The organism is Yersinia sp. Marseille-Q3913, from assembly GCF_963892745.1.
Taxonomy (GTDB): domain Bacteria; phylum Pseudomonadota; class Gammaproteobacteria; order Enterobacterales; family Enterobacteriaceae; genus Yersinia; species Yersinia bercovieri.
In genome coordinates, this window is the sequence record NZ_CAWQAF010000009.1 from 44,251 (window position 1) to 69,205 (window position 24,955).

The window sequence follows — 24,955 nt, forward strand, 5'->3', positions numbered from 1 at the left end:
TTGAATCTACCTCTTGACTTAAAATAACCTGTTTTTAATTACTAACGAGTTAATCAATGTTATCAGTTATAGGTAAATTGTCTTGGCTCTTGCCTTTGGTATTATTAGCGGGTTGCCAGCAGCCCGTGAATAAAACGATTCAACCTACCGTTCAGCAGCAAATCAAACAATTATCAGCATTGGTTGCTGGGGCGCATTATCTACAGAAAAATTGTCAGCAAATGGATGTGCCTGATGAGGCGGTGCTGGTAAAAACAGCGTTGAATTTGGCGGTTTCCCGCAATTGGGACATCAACGTACCCGCTTATAAATTGCTTGAAGAGCAGAGCCAGGAGCGCTATCAGGCGCTGGTGAAAGAGAGCGATGCAGAAAAGCCCTTGTGCCCAGAGCTCAACTTATTGATGGTTGATTTTGTGGATGAGGCTCAGCGCAACATCGGATGATGCTGCGCGGTTACCCTGTTAACGGCAGTGATGGAGGAATAGCCGCCAGCCACTGAATGCGAGAAACAGCCATCCGTGGCTGTTTTTTTTTACTGACTGCTAATTCGCCGTCGGTGCGGATCTATTGGTCGCGACTGCCAGTGAGACGCCCGCCGCCCGTAGCCGGGTTAATATGCTGAATAATAAAGCGCTTTTGGTATCGCTTACCATTCGTGGGCTAGGCACCAGGCCCGTGACACTGAGCACAATGCCGTCTGGGCTTAACTGGCTAAATTTTACCGAGGGTGCAGGTGTTGTGAGTATTGATTCGTGCTCTTCGTAGGTTTCAATCAGCAATGCGCGCGCCAGTTCAACATCTAAATCCAGCGGGAAGGTCAACGCGATGGTCACTACCCCTTGGGCATTGGCCATGGTGACATTGCGCACGTTCTGCGAAATCAATTGGGAGTTCGGCACGATAACGGTTGAGCGGTCACTGAGCTGGATTTCAGTGGCGCGAACATTGATGCGGCGAATATCACCCTCCACCCCACTGATGCTGATCAAATCCCCCACTTTAACCGGCCGTTCAGTCAGCAAAATAATCCCGGAAATAAAGTTCTTCACGATCTCCTGCAAGCCAAAACCGATACCGACCGATAGTGCACTAACAATCCAGGCTAACTTATTCCATTGGATGCCGAGCACTGATAACGTCAGTAGGATCACCAGCACGTAACCAATATTACTGAATAGGGTCACCGCAGAGGTTTTTATGCCGTTATCCATCTGGGTTTTGGGCAGGAATTCATTATTTAGCCAGCGGCGTGCCGCTTTTAAGATATAGAGCCCGATAAGCAGGCAAATAGCGGCATTCAATAAATTGGTTGGAACAATATTTAATTTTTCCAGCCCTTCACCGCTTAACAACTCCATGGCTTTTTGCAGCAACGAAATCGGGGTGGTAGAGCCAAAGGTGCCGTTGAGCAGGGCGATGATCGCCAGCAATATCAGGACCACTTTGCTGGTGGCGGATAATAAGGTCGCGGCTTGCGCTAAATGGCGATCGTCAATATTTAGCGATTGCTTAATGGCTTTACCGGCGCTGCTGGTGGGGGAAAAGAGGCTTTCCGCTGAATCAACGAACAGGTGGACTAATAAGTATAAGCAGGCAAGAACCAGACAACTCCACACCAGTTTGTAGCTTAAGAATTTCGCGAGCGCGATATAACCGACCAACAGTGACAATAATATGGCGATAGCCGTAATACCAATGGCGAAATGAATCAGCCCCGCTAAGGTGGAGTAAGCTTCCGGTTTTTCGCCATTGATAATCAGATTACGGCGCACCCGATTGGCCCGTAACGGAATAATCGCCGCAGTGAGTGCCATTAACAGAGCCGAGATGCCATTGCCAAAAATAGCCCCGGAGACGCTGATATTGATCATGTTATTCATCTGATCAATCGCGCCAAAAATCATGATACAGCTGGCTAAGAGCGGCGGGAACAGCTTCAGTGAGACGGCAACTTCATCGGCAATGGCGGGTAAACGCCATGAAGGGCGCTGGTTGGATAAAAATGCTCGCCCCAGACCCGCGACTAACGCCGAGAAGAACATCAGTTGAACAAAAGCCAGCGAAAAATCCATCACTACCTGTGATACATCCGGCGTGCGGGTAAAGGCCCGCGTAATGCATTGCGCCATCGTCACCGTAATCAGCACGGTCGATAAAGTGGTGGCCGACGCCATAAAACTGCGGCGTAGTGGGCCTTGCGGCAGACATTTGGTACAGAACCAGGCGGTCAGGAGATCGAGGGATTTAAAGCCAAATACGCCGATCAGCAGTGTCAGCAGCAGGTACATTGATGTACCAAGCCGCCACTCGGGTTCCCACGCAGCACTCCAGGCATCGCCAAGTTCTTGCATAAAATCTTTTAATCGTTGGTCATCATCGCTATTCGGATTGACAATCGGTGCCCAGAAATTGGTCCCCAGAATACTGCCGGAATTTAAGGCGATTTGTGATTTCAGGGCGGTACGTCGTAACGAGGTAATCTGGGTGGTCAGATTTTCTGCATTGGTTTTAATCGCCAGAGCCTGGTCATTCTGCCCCTCCAACTGCACTTTTCGGGTATTCAGTACCCGCCGCTGCTGGGCCACCACGGGGGTCTCTGCTAATGCACCAGCTGTTGGGGGCGGCCCTAACACATCCAGTTGCGCTTGCAGTTGTTCCCGCTTGGGCTTCAGATCGGCGAGTAGTATATCGGCATCACGAACCAGCGCTAATGCGGTTTCATTTAGCACACTGAGCTGATTATCGGAGGCGCTGACAGAGATACTCTGTTTCAGTTTATCGAGCTGTTTTTGCAAGTTAATTAGCTGCACCGACACCGCCGGTTTAGCCGGCTCTTCACTGCTGTCAGATGTGGCATCTGCGGCTGTGGCGGCAAAGGCCACTCCGGCTGTAGAGGTAAAAACTAGCGCGAGCAGCAGACAGATAAGCGGAGAGTATTGACGCGAAACAACGTACCCAATTTTTTTCATAAAACCGGTTAGCCCGAAAGTGAGTGCCACGATTATCCCAAGAATTTAGTGTAGACCCAGGGTCTGGCGGCCATTGTGGCATACAGAACCTATTCCTGAATAATCTTACTCTGATAATTACTTCTCTAAATCAAATGATAAAGATAATAATTCTCGTTGTAATTATCAGTTCTATTCAATAGATTATTCGCTGCACTGATGGACCCCCACGATATGTGGCGCGCAGGCAAGGGTATTTGCGATGCGGAAATAGCAATGGAAGCTAATTAATAACCCTCTCTTTTATCTGCTTAATTTTCTGGGGAAGATAACGATGCTCTCGGCTTTCATCATCAAGCGCTCTGCTGTTTTGTGTTCATTGGCGATATTTATTCCATTAGCGTCAGTTGCCGACGATACCATAGAAGTGACCGCTAAAGCGGGCCACGCGGCCGATTTACCCACCTCAGGTTACACCGCTACAACCACTAAAGGGGCAACGAAAACCGATCAGCCGTTAATTCTGACGGCACAGGCGGTTTCAGTGATTACTCGCCAGCAGATGGACGATCAAAATGTCGCCACAGTTAACCAGGCACTGAATTATACGCCGGGCGTTTTTACTAACTTCTCCGGTGGCGCGACCCGCTATGACACCATTGCCCTGCGCGGTTTTCACGGCGGTGATGTGAACAATACTTTCCTCGATGGTCTGCGCTTACTCAGTGATGGCGGCAGCTACAATGTGTTGCAGGTGGATCCCTGGTTCCTTGAGCGCATTGATGTGATAAAAGGCCCCTCTTCGGCGCTATATGGTCAGAGCATCCCCGGCGGTGTGGTGATGATGACATCCAAGCGCCCGCAATTTACCTCTGAAGGCCATTTCCGTCTGACAGGCGGTAATAATAATACACAATCTGCGGCATTTGATTATACCGATGCGATATCTGAGCATTGGGCATTTCGCCTCACAGGGATTAGTCGCAACAGTGACACCATGTATGACCATCAGCGCGAAGAGCGCTATGCGATCGCGCCGTCACTGCTATGGCAACCGGATGAAAATACCTCGTTGCTGCTGCGGGCTAACTTGCAAAAAGATCCCTCCGGTGGTTCCCACAGCTCAGTACCGGCGGATGGCAGCATCTACGGGCAGAAGTTGAGTCGTGGCTTCTTTGATGGCGAAAGTGACCGCAATGTATTTAAGCGCTGGCAACAAATTTATAGTTCTGAATTCTCACATAAATTCGATGATGTCTGGTCATTCCGCCAGAATGCCAGCTACACCCATTCCAATACTCAGTTGGAGCAGGTGTATCAAGGCGGTTGGAATAGTGATCGCACATTGATGAATCGTTACTACTCCGGTGAGGACTCCTCACTCAATGCCTTTGCCGTGGATAACCAACTGGAAGCGGATTTTGCCACTGCCGCTGTTGGCCATAAGGTGATGCTGGGCTTTGACTTCCAGAAGTTCAGCAATAATCTGCGCAGCGACAGTGCCTATGCCACCACTCTGAATCCTTACACTGGTGTGTCTGGCGGCAGCACGCTGTATCGCGACTATCTGCTGACCACTCCCGGCATCACCACCTCTTACCTAAACCGCCGCTATGAGCAGAGCGGGGTTTATCTGCAAGATGAGATGACGCTGGATAATTGGCACCTGAATCTATCTGGTCGCTACGACCGAATGAAAACAGAAAATAGTGATAAAACAGCGAATAGCAGTGATGAGCGCACCGATAATCACGCCAGCGGGCGCGCCGCCTTGCTCTATAGCTTTGATAGCGGCATCTCGCCATATGTCAGTTACAGCCAGGCCATCACGCCAAGTCTATTCCCGGATGCGCAGCAAAAATTACTGAAACCGATGACCAGCGAGCAGTATGAAGTGGGTATCAAATACCAGCCGCCGGGCAGCACGTCACTTTACTCCGCCGCCCTATATGACCTGACACAAAATGATGTGGCGAACCGCGCTGTGCCGGCCACCTATTATGTCCCCGCCGGTAGAGTGAACTCGCAAGGGCTGGAGTTGGAAGCCAGAAGCCAAATTAGCGATCGTTTAAGTGTGATCGCCGGCTATACCTATAACCGAGTTAAATTCAAAGATGCCATTGATGGTAATGATGGCAATACGCCAGTGTTAGCGCCATCAAATATGGCGTCGCTGTGGGCGCAATATGAGGCGGGGTATGGCATCAATGTCGGTGCCGGTATCCGTTACATTGGCAAACAGTGGGCTGATGATGCCAATACCTTGCGTGTACCTTCTTATACCCTGGGTGATGCCTCTGTTCGTGCGGATCTTGGCACCTGGGCGGCCACGCTGAAAGGCGCATTTATTCAATTGAATGTAAATAATATCGCAGATAAGAAATATATCGCCGCGTGCTATAACACCTCATATTGCTACTGGGGTGCTGAACGTTCTGTATTAGCAACAGTGGGTTACGATTTCTGATAAAAAATAGGGCTGGCCTCGACACGGGTATTGCGTCGGGGCCAGCCCATTCAGCTTGATGCCAATCATCTCTCCTCAGCGCCAAAACGGGCGGCTGTAATCCCGCTTGATATCTTCCCGCGTCAAGCCGATATCCCTTAATTGGTCTGAACTCAAGCGCGCCATCGTATTGGCTGTTTTGCGCCGCTCATTCCATTGATATCCGAATCTGTATGCTTTCAGCCATAACTGAATAATAATATTGCGGCGGCTCTTTGTTGCTCGCACGGCTGACGAGCAGCACTCATCTATTTGATTTTCAATTATATTATTCATTATTGACTCCCCGTCAGTAGGTGAGCCATTAGCATGATACTTTGGCAAGAAACATTACAGATGCAAATTTGGACTATTATTTCCATACAGATATGAGATATATGATCTGAATGGCGTAAATTTAGGCCATCTGTACTGGCCCACAATAATTTATCAGGTGATTTCGATGACACGTTACCAACAACTGGCTGATATTCTGAGCCAGCGAATTAAAGAAGGGCTGTATATCGCCGGGGAGCGCCTCCCTTCGGTCAGACTATTGAGTGACGAGCATGGAGTCAGCATCAGTACTGTGCAGCAGGCGTATCGGCAACTGGAAGAGTGCCTGCTTATTGAGGCGCGAGCAAAATCGGGTTACTTCGTGCGTTGCAGCTCCAACCTGCCTTCGTTGCCGGCGATATGCAGCCATGCACAACGGCCAGTAGAGATATCTCAGTGGGAGAACACGCTGGCGTTTCTGACCCGAGGCGATCAAGAGAGTGTCATTCATCTTGGGGTGGGTTCGCCTGATCTCTCCGGGCCGGGGCTAAAAATACTCAGCCGCCTTCTTAGCCGTATTAGTCTCCATCAGAGCGAAGAAGTGCTGGAATATGACAATATTTACGGTTCGCCAGTTTTACGTGAGCAGATTGCTCGGCTGATGTTGGACAGTGGCAATCATCAATCAGCAGATAACATCATCATCACCTCGGGGTGCCATGGGGCGCTGGCGGTGGCATTGGGATCGGTTTGTCAGCCCGGCGACATTATCGCCGTGGATTCCCCCTGTTTTCACGGTGCGATGCAAACCCTGAAAGGGATGGGCATGAAGGTGATTGAGATCCCGACTGATCCTATCTCGGGGATCAGCCTGGAAGCGTTAGAAATGGCGCTGGATCAATGGCCGATTAAGGCGGTTCAACTGACGCCGACCTGCAATAATCCGCTGGGCTACAATATGCCAGATGAGCGCAAAAAAGCCCTGCTGACCTTAGCCCAGCGCTACGACATCGCGATTATTGAAGACGATGTGTATGGCGCACTGGCGTATCAATATCCGCGTCCACCGACCATCGCCTCATTTGATGACGACGGGCGGGTGTTGCTGTGTAGCTCTTTCTCCAAGACCGTGGCACCGGGTTTACGTATTGGCTGGATTGCACCGGGGCGCTATTTAGATAAAGCGCTGCATATGAAATACATTTCTGCCGGACGAGTGGCCACATTACCGCAACTGGCGATGGCCGAGTTCATCAAGCAAGGGCACTACATGCAGCACTTGCGCCGGATGCGCCGTCAATATCAGCGTAACCGCGACATTATGACTGGTTGGGTCATGAAGTATTTCCCGCCGAGTACCTGCCTAAGCCGGCCAGAAGGTAGCTTTATGTTATGGGTGGAGCTGCCTCACGGATTTGATAGCCTGCGCCTTAATCGTTGTTTATTGCCGCTGGGCGTGCAGGTGGCGGCTGGGTCTATCAGTTCCGCGTCGGGGAAATATCGCAATTGTTTGCGGCTCAGCTACAGCAAGCCAATGACAGCAGAAATTGAGCGGGCGGTGCAAAAAGTGAGTAAGGCGATTTATGAATTGCTGGCAGAGGGTGACTCTATGGTGGCTGAGAAACAAAAGCAGCGATAAACTGGTTGAGGTTATTGACAAAGTTGTCTGAGCGGAGAGAACGGGTAGATCATCAAGACGCCGTAAATCCTTCCCTGGAGGCTCGAGCCGCGCCATCCCTGGCGTGGACGCTTGACTCTTCCACCCGTCCTCACCGTTCCAAATCGCGTCATCGGAGTTTGTCAGCAGTCTGAACCAGCGATAAGCTGGTTTCAATTTGGGATGCAAGGCAATTTATTGGCGCAGATAAATTTGCGGTAAGGCAGTTTCCGGATGGCGTGAAATTCCCAAATCTGCCTGATACCAGCGGGTCAGTGTTTCGGCATTGAGCACCTCCTCTGGCGTACCACATGCCACCAGTTCACCTTGCGCTAACAACAGAATGCGATCAGCGTATAACGCCGCCAGATTCAAATCGTGGAGCACACAGCAGACTGCCAGCGGCTCCTGATTGGTTAGTTGGCGTAACAGACGCAGTGTGTGCTGCTGATGATATAGATCCAATGCAGATGTCGGTTCATCCAGAAACAGCCAGCGCGGTGCCGGTTCTGGTTGCCACAACTGTGCCAGCACGCGAGCCAATTGCACCCGTTGCTGCTCGCCACCAGAGAGTGCGCGGTAATCACGTTGAGCTAGTGTCAGACAGTCCGTTTGCGCCATAACTTCTTGCAGCGCTTGACGGTTTTGCGCTTTGCCATAAGGTGTGCGGCCCATCTGAATCACTTCGCTGACACTAAAGGGAAACGCCAGATCACTGTATTGGCGCATCACCGCACGGGTACGGGCCAATGCCTGTGGCTGCCAGCTATTCAGGTTCCTGCCGAGTAACTGACACTCACCACCAGAGGGGGCCAGATAGCCGGTCAACAACCGCAGCAGGGTAGATTTACCCGCGCCATTTGGCCCGATAATCGCCACCATTTCACCGCTGGCAATTTGCAGCGAGACGTCATTAATCAGCCGCTGCCCCTGCACATGGTAGGAGAGGTGGTTCGCCTCCAATAACGCAGCAGGTGCTCTGGTCATATCAGCCTTAGCGATGTTCACCTTGGCTAAATTAATCTCCGCCATATCAGCCCCAGTTATATCAACCACTACGTTGCTCCCGCTGACGTAAAATCAGCCATAGAAAATAGGGGCCACCCAGCAAACTGGTGATCAAGCCGACGGGCATTTCCGCCGGTGCGACCAGGGTTCGAGCCAGGGTATCGGCGGTCAGTAATAAGCAAGCCCCACCCAGTGCGGCACCGGGCAGTAACCAACGGTGGTCAGCCCCGATACGCATACGGATAAGATGTGGCACCACCAGCCCGATAAAACCGATAACCCCGCTGACCGCCACCGCTGCACCGATCAGAATAGCGCTGAGTAGCAGTAAACGCAGTTTGGCTTGCCGCACATTGACCCCGAGGTAGTGCGCTTCTTCATCTCCGAGCTGCAACAGATTCAGTTGCCGCGCTTGCATTAATCCCAGCACACAAGCGGGCAGGATAAGTGATGCAGACACCATCAGGGTTGACCACTGTGCCTGACCCAAACTGCCCATGCTCCAGAGCGAGAACTGGCGTAATTGCTGATCATCACTGATATAGGTCAACACGCCGACGGCGGCACCGCACAAGGCGTTGATGGCGATACCGGCCAGCAGCAAACGGGATAAGTTGCCATGGCCCCAGCGGCTGAGGGTGAAGATAATAGCCGAGATGGCCAGACTGCCGATAAAGGCCCCCACCATATGGCTATAAAGCGCCAGTAGCGGTGGCAAGCTGAATGGCATGATGATAATCAACCCGACACACAGGGCGGCACCACTGCTGATACCCAATAAGCCCGGGTCAGCCAGCGGGTTACGAAATAGCCCTTGCATGATAGCGCCGGAGACGGCCAGCGCGCAGCCAACGACCACGGCTAACAGCACACGGGGCAGGCGGATGTTCAGCCAGATATGCCACATGGCATCATCTAATGAGGCATTCCACAGGGTGCGAAACGAGAGGGTCAATGCCCCCATATTGGCCGAGCCGAGCGCTAAGATAATCAGGATCATCAGCAAGATGCTTAGCATCAGACGCGGATGGACACGACTATTCATTGTGCTTGTTCCATGCCTTTGCGCAGTTGCGCCAGCACTTGTGGTGTTTCCAGACCAAAACCAAGTAACGCCATGTCATCAACGACCAACACTCGCTTATGCTTACCGGCTGGCGTCAGTGCCATACCGGGTAATTTCCAGATCCCCTCACTACCTCCCAAGGCTCTTACACCATCACTGGTGATCAGCAATAAGTCGGGTGCACTAGCGATAACACCTTCCTGAGAGAGTGGACGATAGCGACTGAAGCCTTGCATCGCATTACTGCCACCGGCAGCACGGATCATGGCATCTGCGGCGGTATTTTGACCTGCGGCCATTGGGGTTAGCCCACCGTGGCTCATGACAAACAGCACTTTGATCGGCAGTGGCGTGCTGCTCACTGCGGCTAACCGTTGCTGATAGTCTTTAATCAGTTGTTGCCCTTGCTCTGACTGATGAAGTGCCGCCGCGACCGCGCTAATCTTCGCCGTCACACTTTCTGGCGTCGTTTTTCCCGGTATGGTGACCACCTTCACACCACTATCAGCAACCTGTTTCAGGGCCAGTGAGGGCTGCGCCAGTTCGCTGACCAGTAGCATGGTTGGCTTCATCGCCAGAATGCCTTCGGCATTGAGCATACGCATGTAACCGACATCAGGCAGCTTCTGCACTGCCTGCGGTTGTAGACTGGTACTGTCACGGGCCACAATCTCGCCACCGGCACCCAGTGCGTAGGCTATCTCTGTTACATCACCACCAATGGTGACAATACGTTCTGCGGCCGACGTATTCGCAGCCGACGAATTTGCAGCTAACGTATTTAGCGGCAGAATACAGGCGCTCAGCGACAGAATGAAAGGGAGTGACAGTAGCCTTAGTCTCATGCGGCAATATCCTTATTGATCAGGCGAGCAATCTGTTCACGCCATTGATTTTGCTCTGGTTGCCCTTCAGTACGTTGACCATAAAGTTGAGCGAGTTGGGTGCCATCTTCGGCAAACAGCTCTAAACTGGTGACAAAACCGTCTTTGGTTGGCTTACGGGTGATCCAGCTTTCAGCAATGGCGGTTTCAATCAGATGCAGTGTAAACCGCTTGTTGAACACATTAATCCACTCTTGATGTGGGGTGACTTTTTCAATCACACCAGTGAAGATTTGTACACAGCCACGGTTGCCGACGAAAATCATGATTTCGTTCTGATCTTGCAGGGCAATATTGAGCAGTTGTGTCAGTGAGCTGTTGTCAACGCGGTAAGCCAGATCATCACCCACGGCGCGGAATGCTTGCTGACGGGTCAGGTTATTGCGTTTGAGCAACTGGAAGAACTGGTGCACGTCGGTCATGGCGCGCCATTCGGCATCTACCGTGGCATCATCGGCGGTAGGAGCGGTCACTTCAGGGGTGCTAAGAGGTTCTAGCTGCAATGCTGGGTTTTCAGTGCTGACGAATTTCGCCAGTAAGGCTTCCCATGCTGGCATGTCAGTTTGTTCAGTGACATACACTTTGTGTAACGCATCGCCCTGATGGTCGAAGAACTGAATACTGTGGCGGACACCGTGGCGGGTCTCTTCTGTCAGGGTAAATACGCTAGCCCACTGATTGAGGAACAGACGCAGATCCAAATCACGTGGATTGAGGATCAAACCAGCATGGCCATTCAGATGCTGGTTCTCGTAACGGCCCATTTGCTCATGCACGGCATAGGTGTTGCGGGTGATGGCTTTGACTTCACCGACCGCTTCCAATGCAGCCAGCAGTGTGCGGGCATCCGCCTGTAAACGCTTGGCATCGTGTCCGACGCGGCTATGGGTCAGTTCAGCTTCAGAAATACCCATCAGCGTGGCTAAATCGCGTGCGTACTTGCCTGGGTTATCTGCTTTGGCTTGTAAGTATTGTTCATATATTGATTTGCTCATTATAACTTCCTCATTCTATTGATTTTTTATATGCAGGTGACGGATTTAAATCATAACCCGGCAATACTATTTTTGGGTGTGCCGGGTTAATTTTAAGACTATTTTTTATTCCAATGAGTTACCACTGATAGCTCACGAAAAGTTTTGCATTGCGGCCATCCTGTGGCACGCCTTGTGGTGCGTAATACTCTTTGTCGAATGCATTACCCAGCACCACGGTGGTGGTCACGCCTTTCAACTGCTCCTGGCCTTTATAGCTGACATAGAAATCATTGACGCCATAACCGGCTTGCGGTGAGCCAGTGCTGGAAACCCGGCTAGAGCGATCAGCAAATGTCCCAATCCAGCCCACAGCGAAACCACTGTTAGCCACAGGGACGTCGATAGTGCCGGTGACGGTATCTGGATTAATGGAGTTCAGCCATTCATTGGTATTTTGGTTTTTACCACGGGTGCGGTTATAGGCCAGACCCAAGTTAAACCACTGAGTTTGGTAGCTCATGGTGGCATCCCAACCCCAGATTTTTGCCCGATCAATATTGGTTGAGTAGGTAGAGCAGGTTTTGCAATACAAACCACCCGGCCCGAATCCGAAGTCCATGGTGACACCGGTGTCGATATAGTCTTTAGCATTGGTATCGAAGTAGCTGGCTTTGAATTGCAGGTCATCCTCGGCCATCAACAGGTCGTTAAAGCGCAGGCCAAAGCCATACTCTTGCGTTTCGTTGGTTTCTGGTTTCAGGTTCGGATTGGGGACCCAATAGTTAGTCAGGGTGTTACCCATGATATTCATCGAGAAGTGTTTTGAGTCGTTGTACATCTCGCCCATGGTCGGAGCACGGAACGCCTGCGCGTAGGAGCCGAACAGCATTAACCAGTCGGTTGGCGTAATGCTGATTGCACCGCGTGATGACCACTTATCGGCTTCAACATCGGCGTAACCTTCGCTGCTGCCTTTGTAGTTGTCATAACGAGTACCCGCCAAAATAGAGACCGGCAGGTCGCGCAGGGTTATCTCATCTTGCAGCCAGCCGGAACTGAAGCGGATATCTGCCTGCGGGAAGCTTTCAGTCGCACCACTTGGTGTCTGCTCCTGTTTATAGGCCTCAGTGCCGTAAGTCAGCAAGTGTGATGCAAAGCTGTCGGTGAAGAGACGGGTGCGGTTTTCCAGCTTCCCGCCTTTGGTGGTCTGTTCGCGACCCTCCTCTGCTGAGCCTCGTGGCCGCGCATTGATCTCCACTTCGGAGTAGTAAACTTGCGCCGTGGCATTTAGCCACTCTTGATCCAGTGGCTGAATATTGTATTTGAGTTGGACGTCACGTTGGATAGTCGAACGATCTGTCATGACATTGCCGCTAGATGCCGCGCTGGTTTGCGGGTTTTTTGGCTCAAGTGCGCTGTTGTTGTAGTAGCGCAGGTTAGCGCTTAACGATTGAATCTGGTCAATGCGCCAGGTGCCTTTTGCCAGCACATTGCTGATGGTTTCATCATTGGGAGCATTAAAGCCGTCGCTCTGACGAATATTGCCGATATCGCGAGTCCCGAAGGAGAGAATGCCGTCGACATCATCGGTGCGGCCATAGGCACTGGCACCCAGACCAAAGCTGTGATCGCCGGTGGCGGCGGAGCTGTAAACGCGGTAACCGCTGTTTTGTCCGGGGAACAACAGATCAGCGGCATCGACAGTTTCGTAGGCGATAACCCCACCCAATGCACCACTGCCGTACAGCAGAGCGGATGGGCCACGCACCACTTCAACGCGCTTAACCAGCGCCGGATCGAGGAAAGTGGAGTTCAGGTGGCCGGTATCCGTGCCCTGACGAATGCCATCGACCAGCGTCAGTACACCATTCTTGCCGTAGCCGCGCAGTGTGACATCCTGACCATTGACGCGCCCGCTACCGGTGACCGTCAGCCCTGGAATATTGTGCAGCATATCCGCAGCGCTGGTGGCGGTTTCGCTGGTTGGCGTGTTGCCTTCAATCACTGTCACCATCATTGGCGCTTCAAAGCTGCTACGCTCGTTACCGGTTGCTGTCACCACCATGGTGTCGGTGCTGTGCTTTTTGCTACTGGTTTTAGCGGCGGTGGTTTGAGCTGTGGTGGTATCAGCAGTTTGCGCTGCTGTTGTCTCAGCGGCTTGAGCAGCAAAAGGCAGGGTGCAAGCGATTGCGAAACTGAGGGGGGACCAGCGGAAACGGTCGGAAGTGGAACGAGGCATGTCGGCAATTCTCCGTATTTTTTATGCAAATTTTTATATGCAAAAACAAATAGATAGATGCTGGCTGCCTTGATTGACTCATCTGGGTGGCTTGCATTATACCCTTCGTCCATGACGCACTAGCGGCGCGGATCCCGGATATATGTGATGTATATTATTTTGTGAGTATCAGTTTCCCTGCTTTGGTCTGGCGCAGTTGGTAGCTTTCGCCCTGATGGATGATAAAGGCCACTCCGTGCTCCCCCAGCAGTTGCTCGCTGGTGACGGACAGGGGTTTACTTGCCGTCGGATGCTCGACAGCAGCTTCGTCATTCAGCATTGGCGTTTTATTCAACTGTTTGTCCATATAACCAACAAGGTAATGATAATCGATATCAGTATGATAATTATTATCAATCATTGGCGGATGTTACATCAAGAAATATTTATTGTTAATTGATTTTTAATTTGCGAACTAATCCTGGCTCCACCAGAGCATAAGTTTGATGATATGTGGCGGTGTCCTCAATCATCTGGCTGAGGTGGAGTGGGGTTACCAGGCCATGGCTTGCGCCAAAAATTTACCAGGATTTCATGGCGTCTCCCCGGCAGTTTCAGTGGTGAGCTGTTGGGCCAATTGATGGAATGCGGCAAGGCCATCAGCGCGCAGTTGGCGATGTTCGTCACGGCCGATATAGACTTTTAGCATCACGTCACCTCGCTGATTGAAAAATTGCACCGACGCGGTTGCCATCCCCATAAATGGGCGCTCCAGCAGGACGATCGCCTGGCAGTTTTGCGCCCGGAGATGACCACTGAGACCCTGTTTTTCTCGCAGGTTAAAGTAGCCGTGACGATGAAAACCACTTGGGAGTGGGCCTTTGTGCTCCAGAATAATATCGGCGGTATGCACTAAGGTGGTGACATCGCCCCATTCGGTCATGCTGTCCCATATGCGGTCAAATTGGTCGCCATCGACCAATACTCGCTCCGGTAATGCGCGCACCACCTCAAGTGGGCTGACCTGATAATCCTGCGCAATTTGCTCCAGCGTGCCATCTGGTTGAGTGGACAGGAATTCCTTGAGTGATAGTGATGGTGTGCTCATGAGTGATTTTCCGTAGTGATAAGTGAAGGAATAAGCTGTTGCAGCGCTTGCATTATATTGCTGGCCCAAAAACGGCCGCTGTCGGTCAGCCGTAGGCAGAAAGTATTATCTTTCAACAGGTTGTTCTGGTGCCATTGAGCCAGCAAGGGCATTAAGGGATAGGGATTGGCAATCAGTTCGCTTAGATCCAAACGGCCCACTTCAATGCCACTTTGCAGTTTGGCGCGCCATGGGTGTTCACCACTGGCTTGCGTCATCATCATCAGCGGTTTTTGTCCGCTATCGATTAATCGATAGTAGTTATCCAGACTGCGATGCTGCATGTAGGCGTGCCCCTGCAAAGATCCACCGGCCCCGCTACCCAGCGCGAGGCAATCGGCCCCCTGCTTGATCAGCAGGTTGTACAGATTGCGTTCACGGGTGGTGCGCGCCCAGTGACTATTGCTCAGTTGATGCCAACCCGCCTGAGCAAGGCTATCGGCACCGCTACAGTAAAAGTCGCACTGCTGCGCCAGGGTGGGCAGCTCTATCCGATTATTTTCCACCGATTTCGCCAGTGGGGTGGTTGGCAGCAGATTAAGGGCATAGAGATCAATGCCATCCAGTGGCAGCTGGCGCACGATAGCCAAATCTTCCTGCCAGGTTTCGGGGGTTTGATGGGGTAAGCCGAACATCAAATCACAAACGACCGCTGCGCGATCACGGGCCGCCAGATCAGTCAGAAAGCGGATCGCTTGATCGCGATCAGCCTTGCGCCCCATGCGCTGACGAATACGAGTATTGAAGGTTTGCACACCCACCGAGAAGCGGTTGGCCCCCGCCTCTAAGCAGGCATCAATCCGCTCATCATCAAAATTAAAAATGCGCCCTTCAACGGTGATTTCACAGTCCGGTGCTAGCGGTAAGATTTTTCGTAACTCACTGATAATAATGTGTAATTGTTGTGAGGAAAGCGCGCTAGGTGTCCCCCCACCGAAGTAGATGGCATGGATCGGTCCCCCCTGCAGCAGCGGGCTGTTCGCCTCCATGCTCAGTTCACGCAGCAGATAATCGGTATAGCGCGCGGTGCTTTCGGGTTGCAGCGGGTTCTGATAAAAACCACAGAAAGTGCAGTGAGTGGCGCAGAAGGGAATGTGTAAGTACAGCAGACGTTTATTGCGGGGAAGTCTCTTTTGTAACAGTGATTGCCAGCTATCCTGGAGCGATTCTGCGGGGATTGGACGGCTGTCACGCCACGGCATTGTCGCCCATCGCTTGGGGAAGGGCAGTAGCCCCGGTTGTGCATGATAGGGTATCAGATCAATATTCATGGTAATCCCGCTAAGCTGTAGATGAGAAATTAAATGATAATCATAATCACTCAATCAATAGCTAAGGCCAGATGTGTTGATCTAAATCAGAAAAAAAGATGGGAAGTGTTCAAATCAGAGAGGATAGGACATAAGTCCAGCCGTTTGTCAGCAGTCTGAATCGAACGGAGTTCGATGGAGAGTCCAAACGACAAAAAGCAAAAAACCAGCTATTAAGCTGGTTTCTTTAGATATGGTGCCCGGACTCGGAATCGAACCAAGGACACGGGGATTTTCAATCCCCTGCTCTACCGACTGAGCTATCCGGGCAACGGGGCGCATTAAACCGTATTGGCCGCTGATCGTCAACGAATTTATAGCTTAAAACAGTTAAAATTGTATTGATCGCTCTCTTTTCAGACAGAAATCGGTGAAGTCCACCTAAATTGCCATCAAATTCTGTTTTGAGTCGCTAGCTCAGCGCACCATTTTTACGGCATTGCGCGACATCCAATACATCTTCCGCCAACTGTTTAGCCACTTCAACATCCTGTAGCTGGCGCTTAACTAGCAGTTTGCTTAGGCAACCTTCCAGTATCAGCTCCATCTGTTGTGCGACCATGCCCGCATCATCGGCATCCATCTCACGCAATAGCTCTTGCGTATAGTGCAGTGATGCTTGCTTTTGTTGTTCTGCCAACTGGTGGATCGGATGTTCATTATCGGGATAGAAACTGCACGCCGCAATAAACAGGCAGCCGGGGTAGCGCTGATTTTGCACTTGTTCACTGAGAGTTTGGTAGCGCGCCAAGAGCTTTTGTTTCGGCGATAAGGTTTCGTCTAACTGCAACTGACGCCGCCAGGTATCTATCTGCTGAGCATGGTAGCGCAGGCAGTCATAGAGTAATGCCTCGCGATCGGGCCAAAAACGGGTCAGATCACTGACTTCCACCGAGACCTCTTTTGCCAGCATCTCCAGCGTGGTATTTGCCAGTCCTTGTTGCTCTAACAGATTGAGCGCACTGCTTAATACTTGTTCACGTTGCACGTTGCTCTCCTCCACTTCGTCTCTGGCAAGTGTGGTTTACCGCACTCTATTGCGCAACGTAGTTTATCGCGCAATTGGTTCAACAGGGTAAACCACTCAACCGGGGTTGGCTCTATCCACCTGTTGACTCTGTACCTTATCACTACTGTGGCGTGATTTGACCAACTCTTTCGTGACTTATTGCTAGCACCCTAAGTGTGATGCCATTTTCAGCACGCCATAGTCTGTGAAGTAGTCCGCATTATATTGTGCATCTGCCTATAACCATTCACTAATAACTTATTATTCCTGTTCTTTTGCCCGATGGTTTATTGGAACGTGGTTTCTATAATGATTATCGTGAATTGTAGCGATACCGAATCGTACAGAAACAGGCGCAAGATTAAGCAACAAAATGCTTGCCGTGTGCGCTGGCAACCTGAATTGCATAACGTCCTGCATCGAGCCTTCGTTCAGACCGGGCGTTCTATCATAAGGATCGAAAATGAGTCTCCCAAATTATCCTAATCAGTTCCGCCGCAACCTACAGCAGGGGCAAACCCTTATCGGCTGTTGGAGTGCGCTGGCAAATCATATTTCAGCTGAAGTGCTGGGTTTGGCGGGTTTCGACTGGTTGGTATTGGACGGTGAACACGCCCCGAACGATGTCACGACATTTATTCCGCAGCTTATGGCGCTGAAAGGCAGCAACAGTGCTGCAGTGGTGCGCGCACCTTGCAATGAACCGATTATTATCAAGCGCTTATTGGATATCGGCTTCTACAACTTCCTGATCCCTTTCGTTGAGAGTGAAGAGGAGGCTATCCGTGCGGTGGCCTCAACCCGTTATCCGCCAGCAGGTATTCGCGGCGTTTCCGTGTCTCACCGCGGCAATAATTACGGCACCGTGCCGGACTACTTCGCCACCATCAACGACAACATTACCGTATTGGTGCAAATCGAAAGTCAGCTCGGGGTCGACAATCTGGATGCTATCGCCGCAGTGGATGGGGTGGATGGCATATTCGTCGGGCCGGGGGATCTCTCGGCTGCGCTGGGCTATTTGGGGCAACCTAACCACCCTGAAGTGCAAAAAGTGATCCGCCATATTTTTGACCGCGCAAAAGCACAAGGTAAGCCGAGCGGCATTCTGGCACCCGTTGATGCCGATGCCCGCCGTTATCTGGAGTGGGGCGCAACCTTTGTGGCTGTCGGCAGTGATTTGGGCATCTTCCGCAGTGCAACTCAGGCGCTGTGCGACAAATTTAAAAAATAGTGTTGGGCCTGTTTCAAACATTCAGCGTTGCCGTATTGACGGCCTTGCGACTTAAATTGAGGAGTAATAAATGAAAATCGGCTTTATTGGTTTAGGAATTATGGGAAAGCCAATGAGTAAAAATCTGCTGAAAGCAGGCTACTCATTAATTGTCCTTGATCGGGATGCTGCGGCACTGGATGAACTGCTTAGTGCAGGGGCAACTGCGGCGGCGACGCCAAAAGCGCTGGCGGCAGAGTGTGACATTATCATCACCATGCTACCTAACTCACCCCATGTGAAAGAGGTCGTCTTGGGTGAAAATGGGGTGATTGAAGGCGCCAGGCCGGGTGCTGTGTTGATTGATATGAGCTCGATTGCCCCTTTGGTCAGCCGTGAAATTAGCGAAGCACTGGCAGTAAAACAGGTGGCTATGTTAGATGCGCCGGTCAGTGGTGGCGAACCTAAAGCCATTGATGGCACCCTGTCGGTGATGGTCGGCGGCGATAAAGCGGTGTTCGACAAGTGCTTCGATATCATGAAAGCCATGGGCGGCTCAGTGGTGCATACCGGTGATATCGGTGCCGGTAATGTGACCAAATTGGCGAATCAAGTGGTGGTGGCGCTGAATATTGCGGCGATGTCTGAAGCGCTGGTATTGGCGACCAAGGCGGGCGTGGATCCCGATCTGGTCTTCCAGGCGATTCGCGGTGGGTTGGCGGGCAGTACTGTACTGGAAGCCAAAGCGCCGATGGTGATGGATCGCAACTTCAAACCGGGTTTCCGTATTGATTTGCATATCAAAGACTTGGCAAATGCCCTCGACACCTCCCACGGTGTAGGTGCGCAATTGCCATTGACTGCCGCCGTCATGGAGATGATGCAGGCACTGAAAGCGGATGGGTTGGGCGCTGCCGACCACAGTGCGCTGGCCTGCTATTACGAGAAATTGGCTAAAGTTGAAGTGACACGTTAATCAGTGGTGCCGGCACTTGCGGGTGTCGGCCATTGGGTAGCAAAACTATACTGATAAGCATCCCGATATCCTGAGCGGCTGGTTGATAAAGTCTGAGCCTGCGTGACGTCGGATAGCTCATGAGATTGAATCATTTATGAAAATAGTCATCGCCCCGGACTCTTATAAAGAAAGTTTATCCGCGCTAGAGGTTGCGGTGCAGATTGAAGCGGGTTTTCGCACCCAGTTTCCTGACGCGCAATATATCAAGTTGCCGGTTGCTGATGGTGGCGAAGGCACGGTAGAAGCCATGGTCGCGGCGACGACCGGTAGGATTATCAAGGTTGATGTGACCGGCCCGTTAGGTGATAACGTTGATGCTTTTTATGGCATCTCCGGTGATGAGCAGTGCGCATTTATTGAAATGGCCGCCGCCAGCGGGTTAGAGCTGGTGCCACTGGCGCAGCGCAATCCACTGAAAACCACCTCCTATGGCACGGGTGAATTGATTCTTCATGCGCTGAATCAGGGGGTGAAACATATCATCATCGGTATCGGTGGCAGCGCCACCAATGATGGCGGCGCGGGTATGGTGCAGGCGCTTGGGGTCAAACTGCTGAATAAGCAGGGTCAACAACTGGGTTTTGGTGGTGAGAAACTGGCTGAGCTGGATGTGATTGATATTACCGCCCTCGACCCACGTATTCAGCAGTGTCAAATCGATGTTGCCTGTGATGTCACCAATCCGCTGACGGGCAGTGAAGGGGCCTCGGCTATTTTTGGGCCACAGAAAGGCGCGACACCTGGCATGGTAACCTCCTTGGATGAGGGGCTGTTGCACTACGCCGGTGTGATTAAACGTTATTTGGATATTGACGTTGATCAAGTCGAAGGGGCCGGGGCCGGGGGTGGATTAGGTGCGGGGCTGCTCGCATTTTGTGGGGCGACCTTAAGCCCTGGCATCGATATTGTGACGGATGCCCTAGGTCTGGACGCACTGGTTCGGGACGCAACTTTTGTGATCACCGGCGAGGGGCGTATCGACAGCCAAACCATTCACGGCAAGGTGCCCATTGGCGTCGCCAGAGTTGCCAAGCGCTATAACAAACCGGTGATTGGTATTGCCGGCAGTCTGACAGATGATGTGGATGTGGTGTACGAGCATGGTCTGGATGCGGTATTTAGTGTGATCTACAGCATTTGCACCTTAGAGCAGGCGCTGGATAGTGCCGCCGATAATGTGTTCAGGGCCGCGCGGAACATTGCCGCGACACTGGCGATTGGCATGGCAGCGGGCAAAGACTAATTTTCTGTCGAGCAGGGCTGACCATCGATTGGCCCTGACCGCCGGAACGCTCAACATTTTCCCGCAACACCTCGCTTGCATTCGCCATTTTTGTGACCCTCACCGCAACTCTCTCTCTTTGTGATGTAAGTTGGGCATTTGTCCAATGTAATCCCCCATCAGGTCTCATATGCTGGTGCATCAGCCCAGATTGAGGCCCTCTCATGAGTGTATATAATCTTGACCCCCGGCTAGCCCAGGAGATAGTCACCCGTACCATGAAGATCATTGATACCAATATTAATGTGATGGATGGTAAAGGGCGGATCATTGGCAGCGGCGATGAAGAGCGCCTCGGCGAGCTGCATGAGGGGGCGCTATTGTCGCTCTCTCATGGCCGGATCGTCGATATTGATGAAGCTGTTGCTCGCCAACTACATGGCGTAAGGCCAGGGATCAACCTGCCGCTGCGCCTCGAGGGTGAGATAGTCGGCGTGATTGGTTTGACCGGCAATCCGGGCCAATTGCGCCAATATGGCGAACTGGTGTGTATGGCCGCAGAAATGATGATGGAGCAGGCGCGGTTAGTGCATTTGCTGGCGCAAGATAGCCGCCTGCGTGAAGAGCTGGTACTCAACCTAATCCGTACTGAAGAGATATCACCCGCGCTGATTGAATGGGCGCAGCGCCTTGGGGTCGATATCAATGAGCCGCGCGTGGTGGTGGTGGTAGATGTCGACAGCGGCCAGTTGAGTGTCGACAGCGCCATGTCAGAATTGCAGGAGCTACAAACCCTGCTGACGACGCCGGAGCGCAACAACCTGATTGCAATTGTGTCCCTGACCGAAATGGTGGTGCTGAAACCGGCGCTGAACAGCCATGGCCGCTGGGATGCCATCGACCACCGACGGCGGATGGAGTCGTTGCTCTCTCGCATGACGGAACGAGGCCGCCTGCGGGTGCGGCTCTCATTGGGGAACTTCTTTACCGGCTCCGGCAGCATTGCCCGCTCATACCGCACTGCCCGCACCACGATGGCGGTGGGCAAACAGCGGCTGCCGGAGCAGCGCAGCTACTACTATCAGGATCTGGTGCTGCCAGTTCTGCTGGACAGTTTGCGCGGCGGCTGGCAAGCCAATGAGTTGGCCCTGCCGTTAGCTAAATTGCGGGCCATGGACAGCAATGGCCTGCTGCGTCGCACTCTGGCCTGCTGGTTCCGCAACAACGTGCAACCAACTGCCACGGCAAAAGCGCTGTTTATTCACCGCAACACCCTCGAGTATCGGCTGAACCGTATTTCGGAGCTGACGGGGCTGGATTTGGCGAATTTCGATGATCGCCTATTGCTGTATGTGGCTTTGCAGTTGGGTGAGCAAGAATAGTGGCGTGAAGGGCGGAAAAACGGGGAGTGGAGCAAAAAAATGGCCGGATGAGTGACCCGGCCAGCTAGCGATGCGGAAAGTGTTAGGTCACCGGCGCTGGGTTAAACACCGCCAAGGCATTGCGCAGCCCCCATTGATCTGACCAGGTGCGTTTGCGGTCGCTGGCAATATCCAGAATTAATTCAAATAATTGCTGACCGACCTCTTCGATTGTTGCATCACCGGTAGCAATGGTTCCGGCATCAATATCCATCAAATCATGCCAGCGATTCGCCAGATCGGTGCGCGTTGCCATTTTGATCACCGGCACCGCCGCTAAACCATATGGTGTGCCGCGTCCGGTGGTAAACACCTGCACGGTAATGCCAGACGCCAGTTGCTGTGTACCGCAGACGAAATCACTGGCTGGCGTGGCAGCAAAGATCAACCCACGTTTGGTTGGGCGCTGGCCCGGAGAGAGCACTTCCGCAATGGCGCTGCGGCCCGATTTGGCAATTGAACCCAATGCTTTTTCAACCACGTTAGCCAGCCCGCCTTTTTTGTTGCCCGGCGAAGGGTTGGCGCTGCGGTCAGTTTTACCGGTTTCGAGATAGTCGTCGTACCATTTCATCTCTTCGAGCAGTCTTCTACCCACTTCTTGGTTAATGGCGCGTGGTGTTAACAGGTGGATGGCATCGCGCACTTCGGTCACTTCCGAAAACATGACGGTTGCCCCGCAGCGCACCAGCAAGTCAGAGGCGTAGCCCACCGCAGGGTTAGCGGTCACACCGGAGAAAGCATCGCTGCCGCCACACTGCATACCCACCACCAGATCAGAGGCCGGGCAGGTCTCGCGCTGGCGCAGGTTCAGGCGTTGCAGGTGCTTTTCAGCCACTTGCAGGATGTCATCAACCATGGAGCGGAAGCCAACGTGTTTCTCATCCTGTAGGCGCACAATATTGCTCTCATCCAGTGAGATAACCTGCACATCCGGCGTCCCTTCCAATAGACGCTCAGGTTGCAGTTTTTCACAACCCAGGCCCACCACCATCACTTCGCCGCCAAAATTGGGGTTGAGTGCCAGATTGTGAATGGTGCGAATGGGCACCACCGCTGCCGGTGCATTGATTGCCACACCGCAGCCATAGAGGTGATTTAGCGCGACCACGCCATCGACATTCGGGTATTTCGGCAGTAGCGTGCGCTCAATGATATTGACCACATAGTCCACAACGCCCGCCACGCAATGTACGCTGGTGGTAATAGCGAGCAGGTTTTTGGTGCCGACACTGCCGTCTGCGTTGCGGTAGCCCTCGAAGGTATAACCTTCCAGTGGCGGCAGCGGTTCGGGGACGGCGCTGGCAAGGGGCAAGGTTTCCAGCGCCGGTGCGGCAGGTAACTCGACCAGTGATTCATCTATCCAGCCACCACGGGCAATATCACGGACCGCCAAACCAATCACCTCAGCATAGCGAATAATCGCCCCGCCTTTAGGGATATCAACCAAGGCGACTTTATGGCCTTGCGGGATATGCTCAATCAGTTCGAGACCACATTTAAACCGGGTGCCAGCACAAAGCCCATTGTTATTAACTACAATGGCAACGTTATCCGCGTCCTGTACTTTAATATAAAGCGGGTTATCTACAGGAGTGTGACCAATGCTCATAATATTACCCTTATAATATTTATCTCGATAACATAACTGTTACTATTCTAACTGCTGCACTATTTTTCTTATTTTTATTCCATCAAGATGTTTTCAATTCCAGCCGTTTGATATCACCGACGATAAATAAGTAACAGAACATTGCCATAATGGCAGAGCAACCGACAAAGATTAACGCCGCATTAAAGGAGTGCAATTCTCTTACTAAGTAACCGATAACCAAAGGTGTGACGATGGAAGCAACATTACCAAATACGTTAAACAACCCCCCACACAGGCCGACAATCTCTTTTGGTGCGGTATCGGCAATCACCGGCCAACCCAAGGCACCGAAACCTTTACCGAAGAAGGCTAATGCCATCAGCGCTACAACCACAAAGTCGCTGTCGACGTAGTTACACAGAATAATACTTGAGGCTAATAACATGCCTAAAACGATAGGTAATTTACGTGCAAAGGTGAGTGAGTGACCGCGCTTAATCAGTGAGTCAGAGAATACGCCGCCTAATACACCACCGGCAAACCCACACAAGGCGGGAACAGATGCGACCATCCCCACTTTTAGAATAGACATCCCTTTATCTTGCACCAGATAAATAGGGAACCACGTTAGGAAGAACCAGGTGATGGTATTAATGAAGTACTGCCCAAAGAATACGCCTAACATCATTCGACTGGATAACAATTGCTTCATATAATCTAATTTAGGGCCACTTTTATGACCATCTGGTTTCTTGTGATCCATATCAACAACGGCACCGCCTTGTTTTATGTATTCAAGCTCAGAAGCAGACATGTCAGGGTGATCGGTTGGGTTATGAATAAACTTAACCCAGGCAATGGTTAATACAAAACCTAATCCACCCATGACGGTAAATACATGCTGCCAGCCCCAGGCAAAGGTTAAATAACCTAGCAGTGGAGAGAATATCGCTAGCGAGAAGTATTGTGCGGAGTTAAATATTGCTGATGCTGTGCCCCTCTCTTTCGTCGGGAACCAGGCCGCAACAATTCTGGCATTAGCCGGGAAGGAGGGAGCCTCAGAAAAACCCAACATAAAGCGCATGATAAACATGGAGATAGCGGCATAGGCTATCGGGAACATGTCAACAAAGCCTTGCGTAAAGGTGAACAGTGACCAGAAGAACAAACTGTAGGTGTAGACCCGTTTGGAGCCGTAGCGGTCTAGCAGCCAGCCACCGGGTATTTGCATCAACAGGTAAGCCCAACCGAATGCAGAGAAAATATACCCCATGGCAACCGCATCTAATTGTAGCTCTTTTGCCACTTCAGTGCCCGCAATCGATAATGTTGCCCGGTCAGCATAGTTAATTGCAGTCACAATAAAGATAATTAATAATATTATATATCGGACGTTAGTCCGTTTTTCAGGTACAGCGGCTTCCAGACTCATTTTTATACCCTCTATAAATCATTTTTTAAGGTTTCCGCATTTAAATTCGTTATGAATAAGGTGCAGTAACCTA

At 51.7% G+C, this 24,955-nt stretch carries 20 protein-coding genes and 1 tRNA gene; 7 read left to right on the forward strand and 14 right to left on the reverse strand.

The window, feature by feature from the left end; translation table 11 throughout:
• Positions 1 to 56: 56 nt before the first annotated feature.
• Entirely contained in the window at positions 57 to 443 is a 387-nt protein-coding gene (gene gspS, locus AACW11_RS04565; RefSeq protein ID WP_212586142.1) for a type II secretion system pilot lipoprotein GspS, read from the forward strand.
• A gap of 99 nt (positions 444 to 542) precedes the next feature.
• Here the strand turns inward: gspS and AACW11_RS04570 are convergent, their stop codons facing one another.
• Positions 543 to 2,969: a DUF3772 domain-containing protein gene (locus AACW11_RS04570; RefSeq protein ID WP_249192883.1), complete on the reverse strand. Its 2,427-nt coding sequence runs from the start codon at positions 2,967 to 2,969 to the stop codon at positions 543 to 545.
• Between the two features lie 313 nt (positions 2,970 to 3,282).
• Between AACW11_RS04570 and AACW11_RS04575 the strand changes: the two genes are divergently transcribed.
• Complete coding sequence (locus tag AACW11_RS04575; protein ID WP_212586144.1) at positions 3,283 to 5,415, forward strand: TonB-dependent siderophore receptor; 2,133 nt, start codon at positions 3,283 to 3,285, stop codon at positions 5,413 to 5,415.
• Positions 5,416 to 5,490: 75 nt separating this feature from the next.
• Here AACW11_RS04575 and AACW11_RS04580 read toward each other — a convergent pair whose 3' ends face one another.
• Positions 5,491 to 5,730, reverse strand: coding sequence for a DUF1127 domain-containing protein (locus tag AACW11_RS04580; protein WP_212586145.1), 240 nt, complete (start codon positions 5,728 to 5,730; stop codon positions 5,491 to 5,493).
• Between the two features lie 166 nt (positions 5,731 to 5,896).
• Here AACW11_RS04580 and AACW11_RS04585 point away from each other — a divergent pair, with 166 nt between their 5' ends.
• On the forward strand, positions 5,897 to 7,348 hold the full coding sequence (locus AACW11_RS04585; protein ID WP_212586146.1) for an aminotransferase-like domain-containing protein: 1,452 nt from the start codon (positions 5,897 to 5,899) through the stop codon (positions 7,346 to 7,348).
• 213 nt (positions 7,349 to 7,561) lie between these two features.
• On the opposite strand, the gene AACW11_RS04590 is transcribed toward AACW11_RS04585, so the two are convergent.
• From AACW11_RS04590 to AACW11_RS04635, 10 genes are all read right to left on the reverse strand, one after another.
• Positions 7,562 to 8,353 carry a heme ABC transporter ATP-binding protein gene (locus tag AACW11_RS04590; RefSeq protein WP_212586175.1) on the reverse strand — a complete coding sequence of 264 codons (792 nt, stop codon included), beginning with the start codon at positions 8,351 to 8,353 and terminating at the stop codon, positions 7,562 to 7,564.
• Positions 8,354 to 8,414: 61 nt separating this feature from the next.
• The gene (locus AACW11_RS04595) at positions 8,415 to 9,419 is read right to left on the reverse strand and encodes a FecCD family ABC transporter permease (RefSeq protein ID WP_212586147.1); all 1,005 of its coding nucleotides are present in this window, start codon (positions 9,417 to 9,419) and stop codon (positions 8,415 to 8,417) included.
• On the reverse strand, positions 9,416 to 10,285 hold the full coding sequence (locus AACW11_RS04600; RefSeq protein ID WP_212586148.1) for a heme/hemin ABC transporter substrate-binding protein: 870 nt from the start codon (positions 10,283 to 10,285) through the stop codon (positions 9,416 to 9,418). The genes AACW11_RS04595 and AACW11_RS04600 overlap by 4 nt, the downstream gene beginning before the upstream one ends.
• Positions 10,282 to 11,319 (reverse strand): hemin-degrading factor, encoded by a 1,038-nt coding sequence (locus AACW11_RS04605; protein WP_212586149.1) that lies wholly within the window; start codon positions 11,317 to 11,319, stop codon positions 10,282 to 10,284. The genes AACW11_RS04600 and AACW11_RS04605 overlap by 4 nt, the downstream gene beginning before the upstream one ends.
• 118 nt (positions 11,320 to 11,437) lie before the next feature.
• Complete coding sequence (locus tag AACW11_RS04610; RefSeq protein ID WP_212586150.1) at positions 11,438 to 13,540, reverse strand: TonB-dependent hemoglobin/transferrin/lactoferrin family receptor; 2,103 nt, start codon at positions 13,538 to 13,540, stop codon at positions 11,438 to 11,440.
• 154 nt (positions 13,541 to 13,694) lie between these two features.
• A complete protein-coding gene (gene hemP / locus AACW11_RS04615) occupies positions 13,695 to 13,886 on the reverse strand; it encodes a hemin uptake protein HemP (protein ID WP_445285802.1) in 192 nt (63 codons plus the stop codon).
• A gap of 225 nt (positions 13,887 to 14,111) precedes the next feature.
• Positions 14,112 to 14,627, reverse strand: a complete 516-nt coding sequence (gene hutX / locus AACW11_RS04620) for a heme utilization cystosolic carrier protein HutX (RefSeq protein ID WP_212586152.1) — start codon at positions 14,625 to 14,627, stop codon at positions 14,112 to 14,114.
• Entirely contained in the window at positions 14,624 to 15,937 is a 1,314-nt protein-coding gene (hutW, locus tag AACW11_RS04625) for a heme anaerobic degradation radical SAM methyltransferase ChuW/HutW (RefSeq protein WP_212586153.1), read from the reverse strand. The genes hutX and hutW overlap by 4 nt, the downstream gene beginning before the upstream one ends.
• Positions 15,938 to 16,170: 233 nt before the next feature.
• Positions 16,171 to 16,246 (reverse strand) — tRNA-Phe (locus tag AACW11_RS04630).
• A 142-nt stretch (positions 16,247 to 16,388) separates the two neighbouring features.
• Complete coding sequence (locus AACW11_RS04635) at positions 16,389 to 16,964, reverse strand: transcriptional regulator (protein ID WP_212586154.1); 576 nt, start codon at positions 16,962 to 16,964, stop codon at positions 16,389 to 16,391.
• Positions 16,965 to 17,448: 484 nt separating this feature from the next.
• On the opposite strand from AACW11_RS04635, the gene garL reads away from it, so the two are divergent.
• The 4 genes from garL to AACW11_RS04655 all read left to right on the forward strand — a co-directional run bounded on the left by garL (position 17,449) and on the right by AACW11_RS04655 (position 21,820).
• Positions 17,449 to 18,219 (forward strand): 2-dehydro-3-deoxyglucarate aldolase, encoded by a 771-nt coding sequence (garL, locus tag AACW11_RS04640; protein WP_212586155.1) that lies wholly within the window; start codon positions 17,449 to 17,451, stop codon positions 18,217 to 18,219.
• 70 nt (positions 18,220 to 18,289) lie between these two features.
• Positions 18,290 to 19,174: a 2-hydroxy-3-oxopropionate reductase gene (gene garR, locus AACW11_RS04645; protein WP_212586156.1), complete on the forward strand. Its 885-nt coding sequence runs from the start codon at positions 18,290 to 18,292 to the stop codon at positions 19,172 to 19,174.
• A gap of 136 nt (positions 19,175 to 19,310) precedes the next feature.
• Positions 19,311 to 20,459: a glycerate kinase gene (locus AACW11_RS04650; RefSeq protein ID WP_212586157.1), complete on the forward strand. Its 1,149-nt coding sequence runs from the start codon at positions 19,311 to 19,313 to the stop codon at positions 20,457 to 20,459.
• Positions 20,460 to 20,662: 203 nt separating this feature from the next.
• Positions 20,663 to 21,820, forward strand: a complete 1,158-nt coding sequence (locus AACW11_RS04655) for a CdaR family transcriptional regulator (RefSeq protein ID WP_212586158.1) — start codon at positions 20,663 to 20,665, stop codon at positions 21,818 to 21,820.
• An 82-nt stretch (positions 21,821 to 21,902) separates the two neighbouring features.
• Here the strand turns inward: AACW11_RS04655 and garD are convergent, their stop codons facing one another.
• Positions 21,903 to 23,468, reverse strand: a complete 1,566-nt coding sequence (garD, locus tag AACW11_RS04660; protein WP_212586159.1) for a galactarate dehydratase — start codon at positions 23,466 to 23,468, stop codon at positions 21,903 to 21,905.
• 82 nt (positions 23,469 to 23,550) lie between these two features.
• Positions 23,551 to 24,882, reverse strand: coding sequence for an MFS transporter (locus AACW11_RS04665; protein ID WP_212586160.1), 1,332 nt, complete (start codon positions 24,880 to 24,882; stop codon positions 23,551 to 23,553).
• Positions 24,883 to 24,955: the final 73 nt, after the last annotated feature.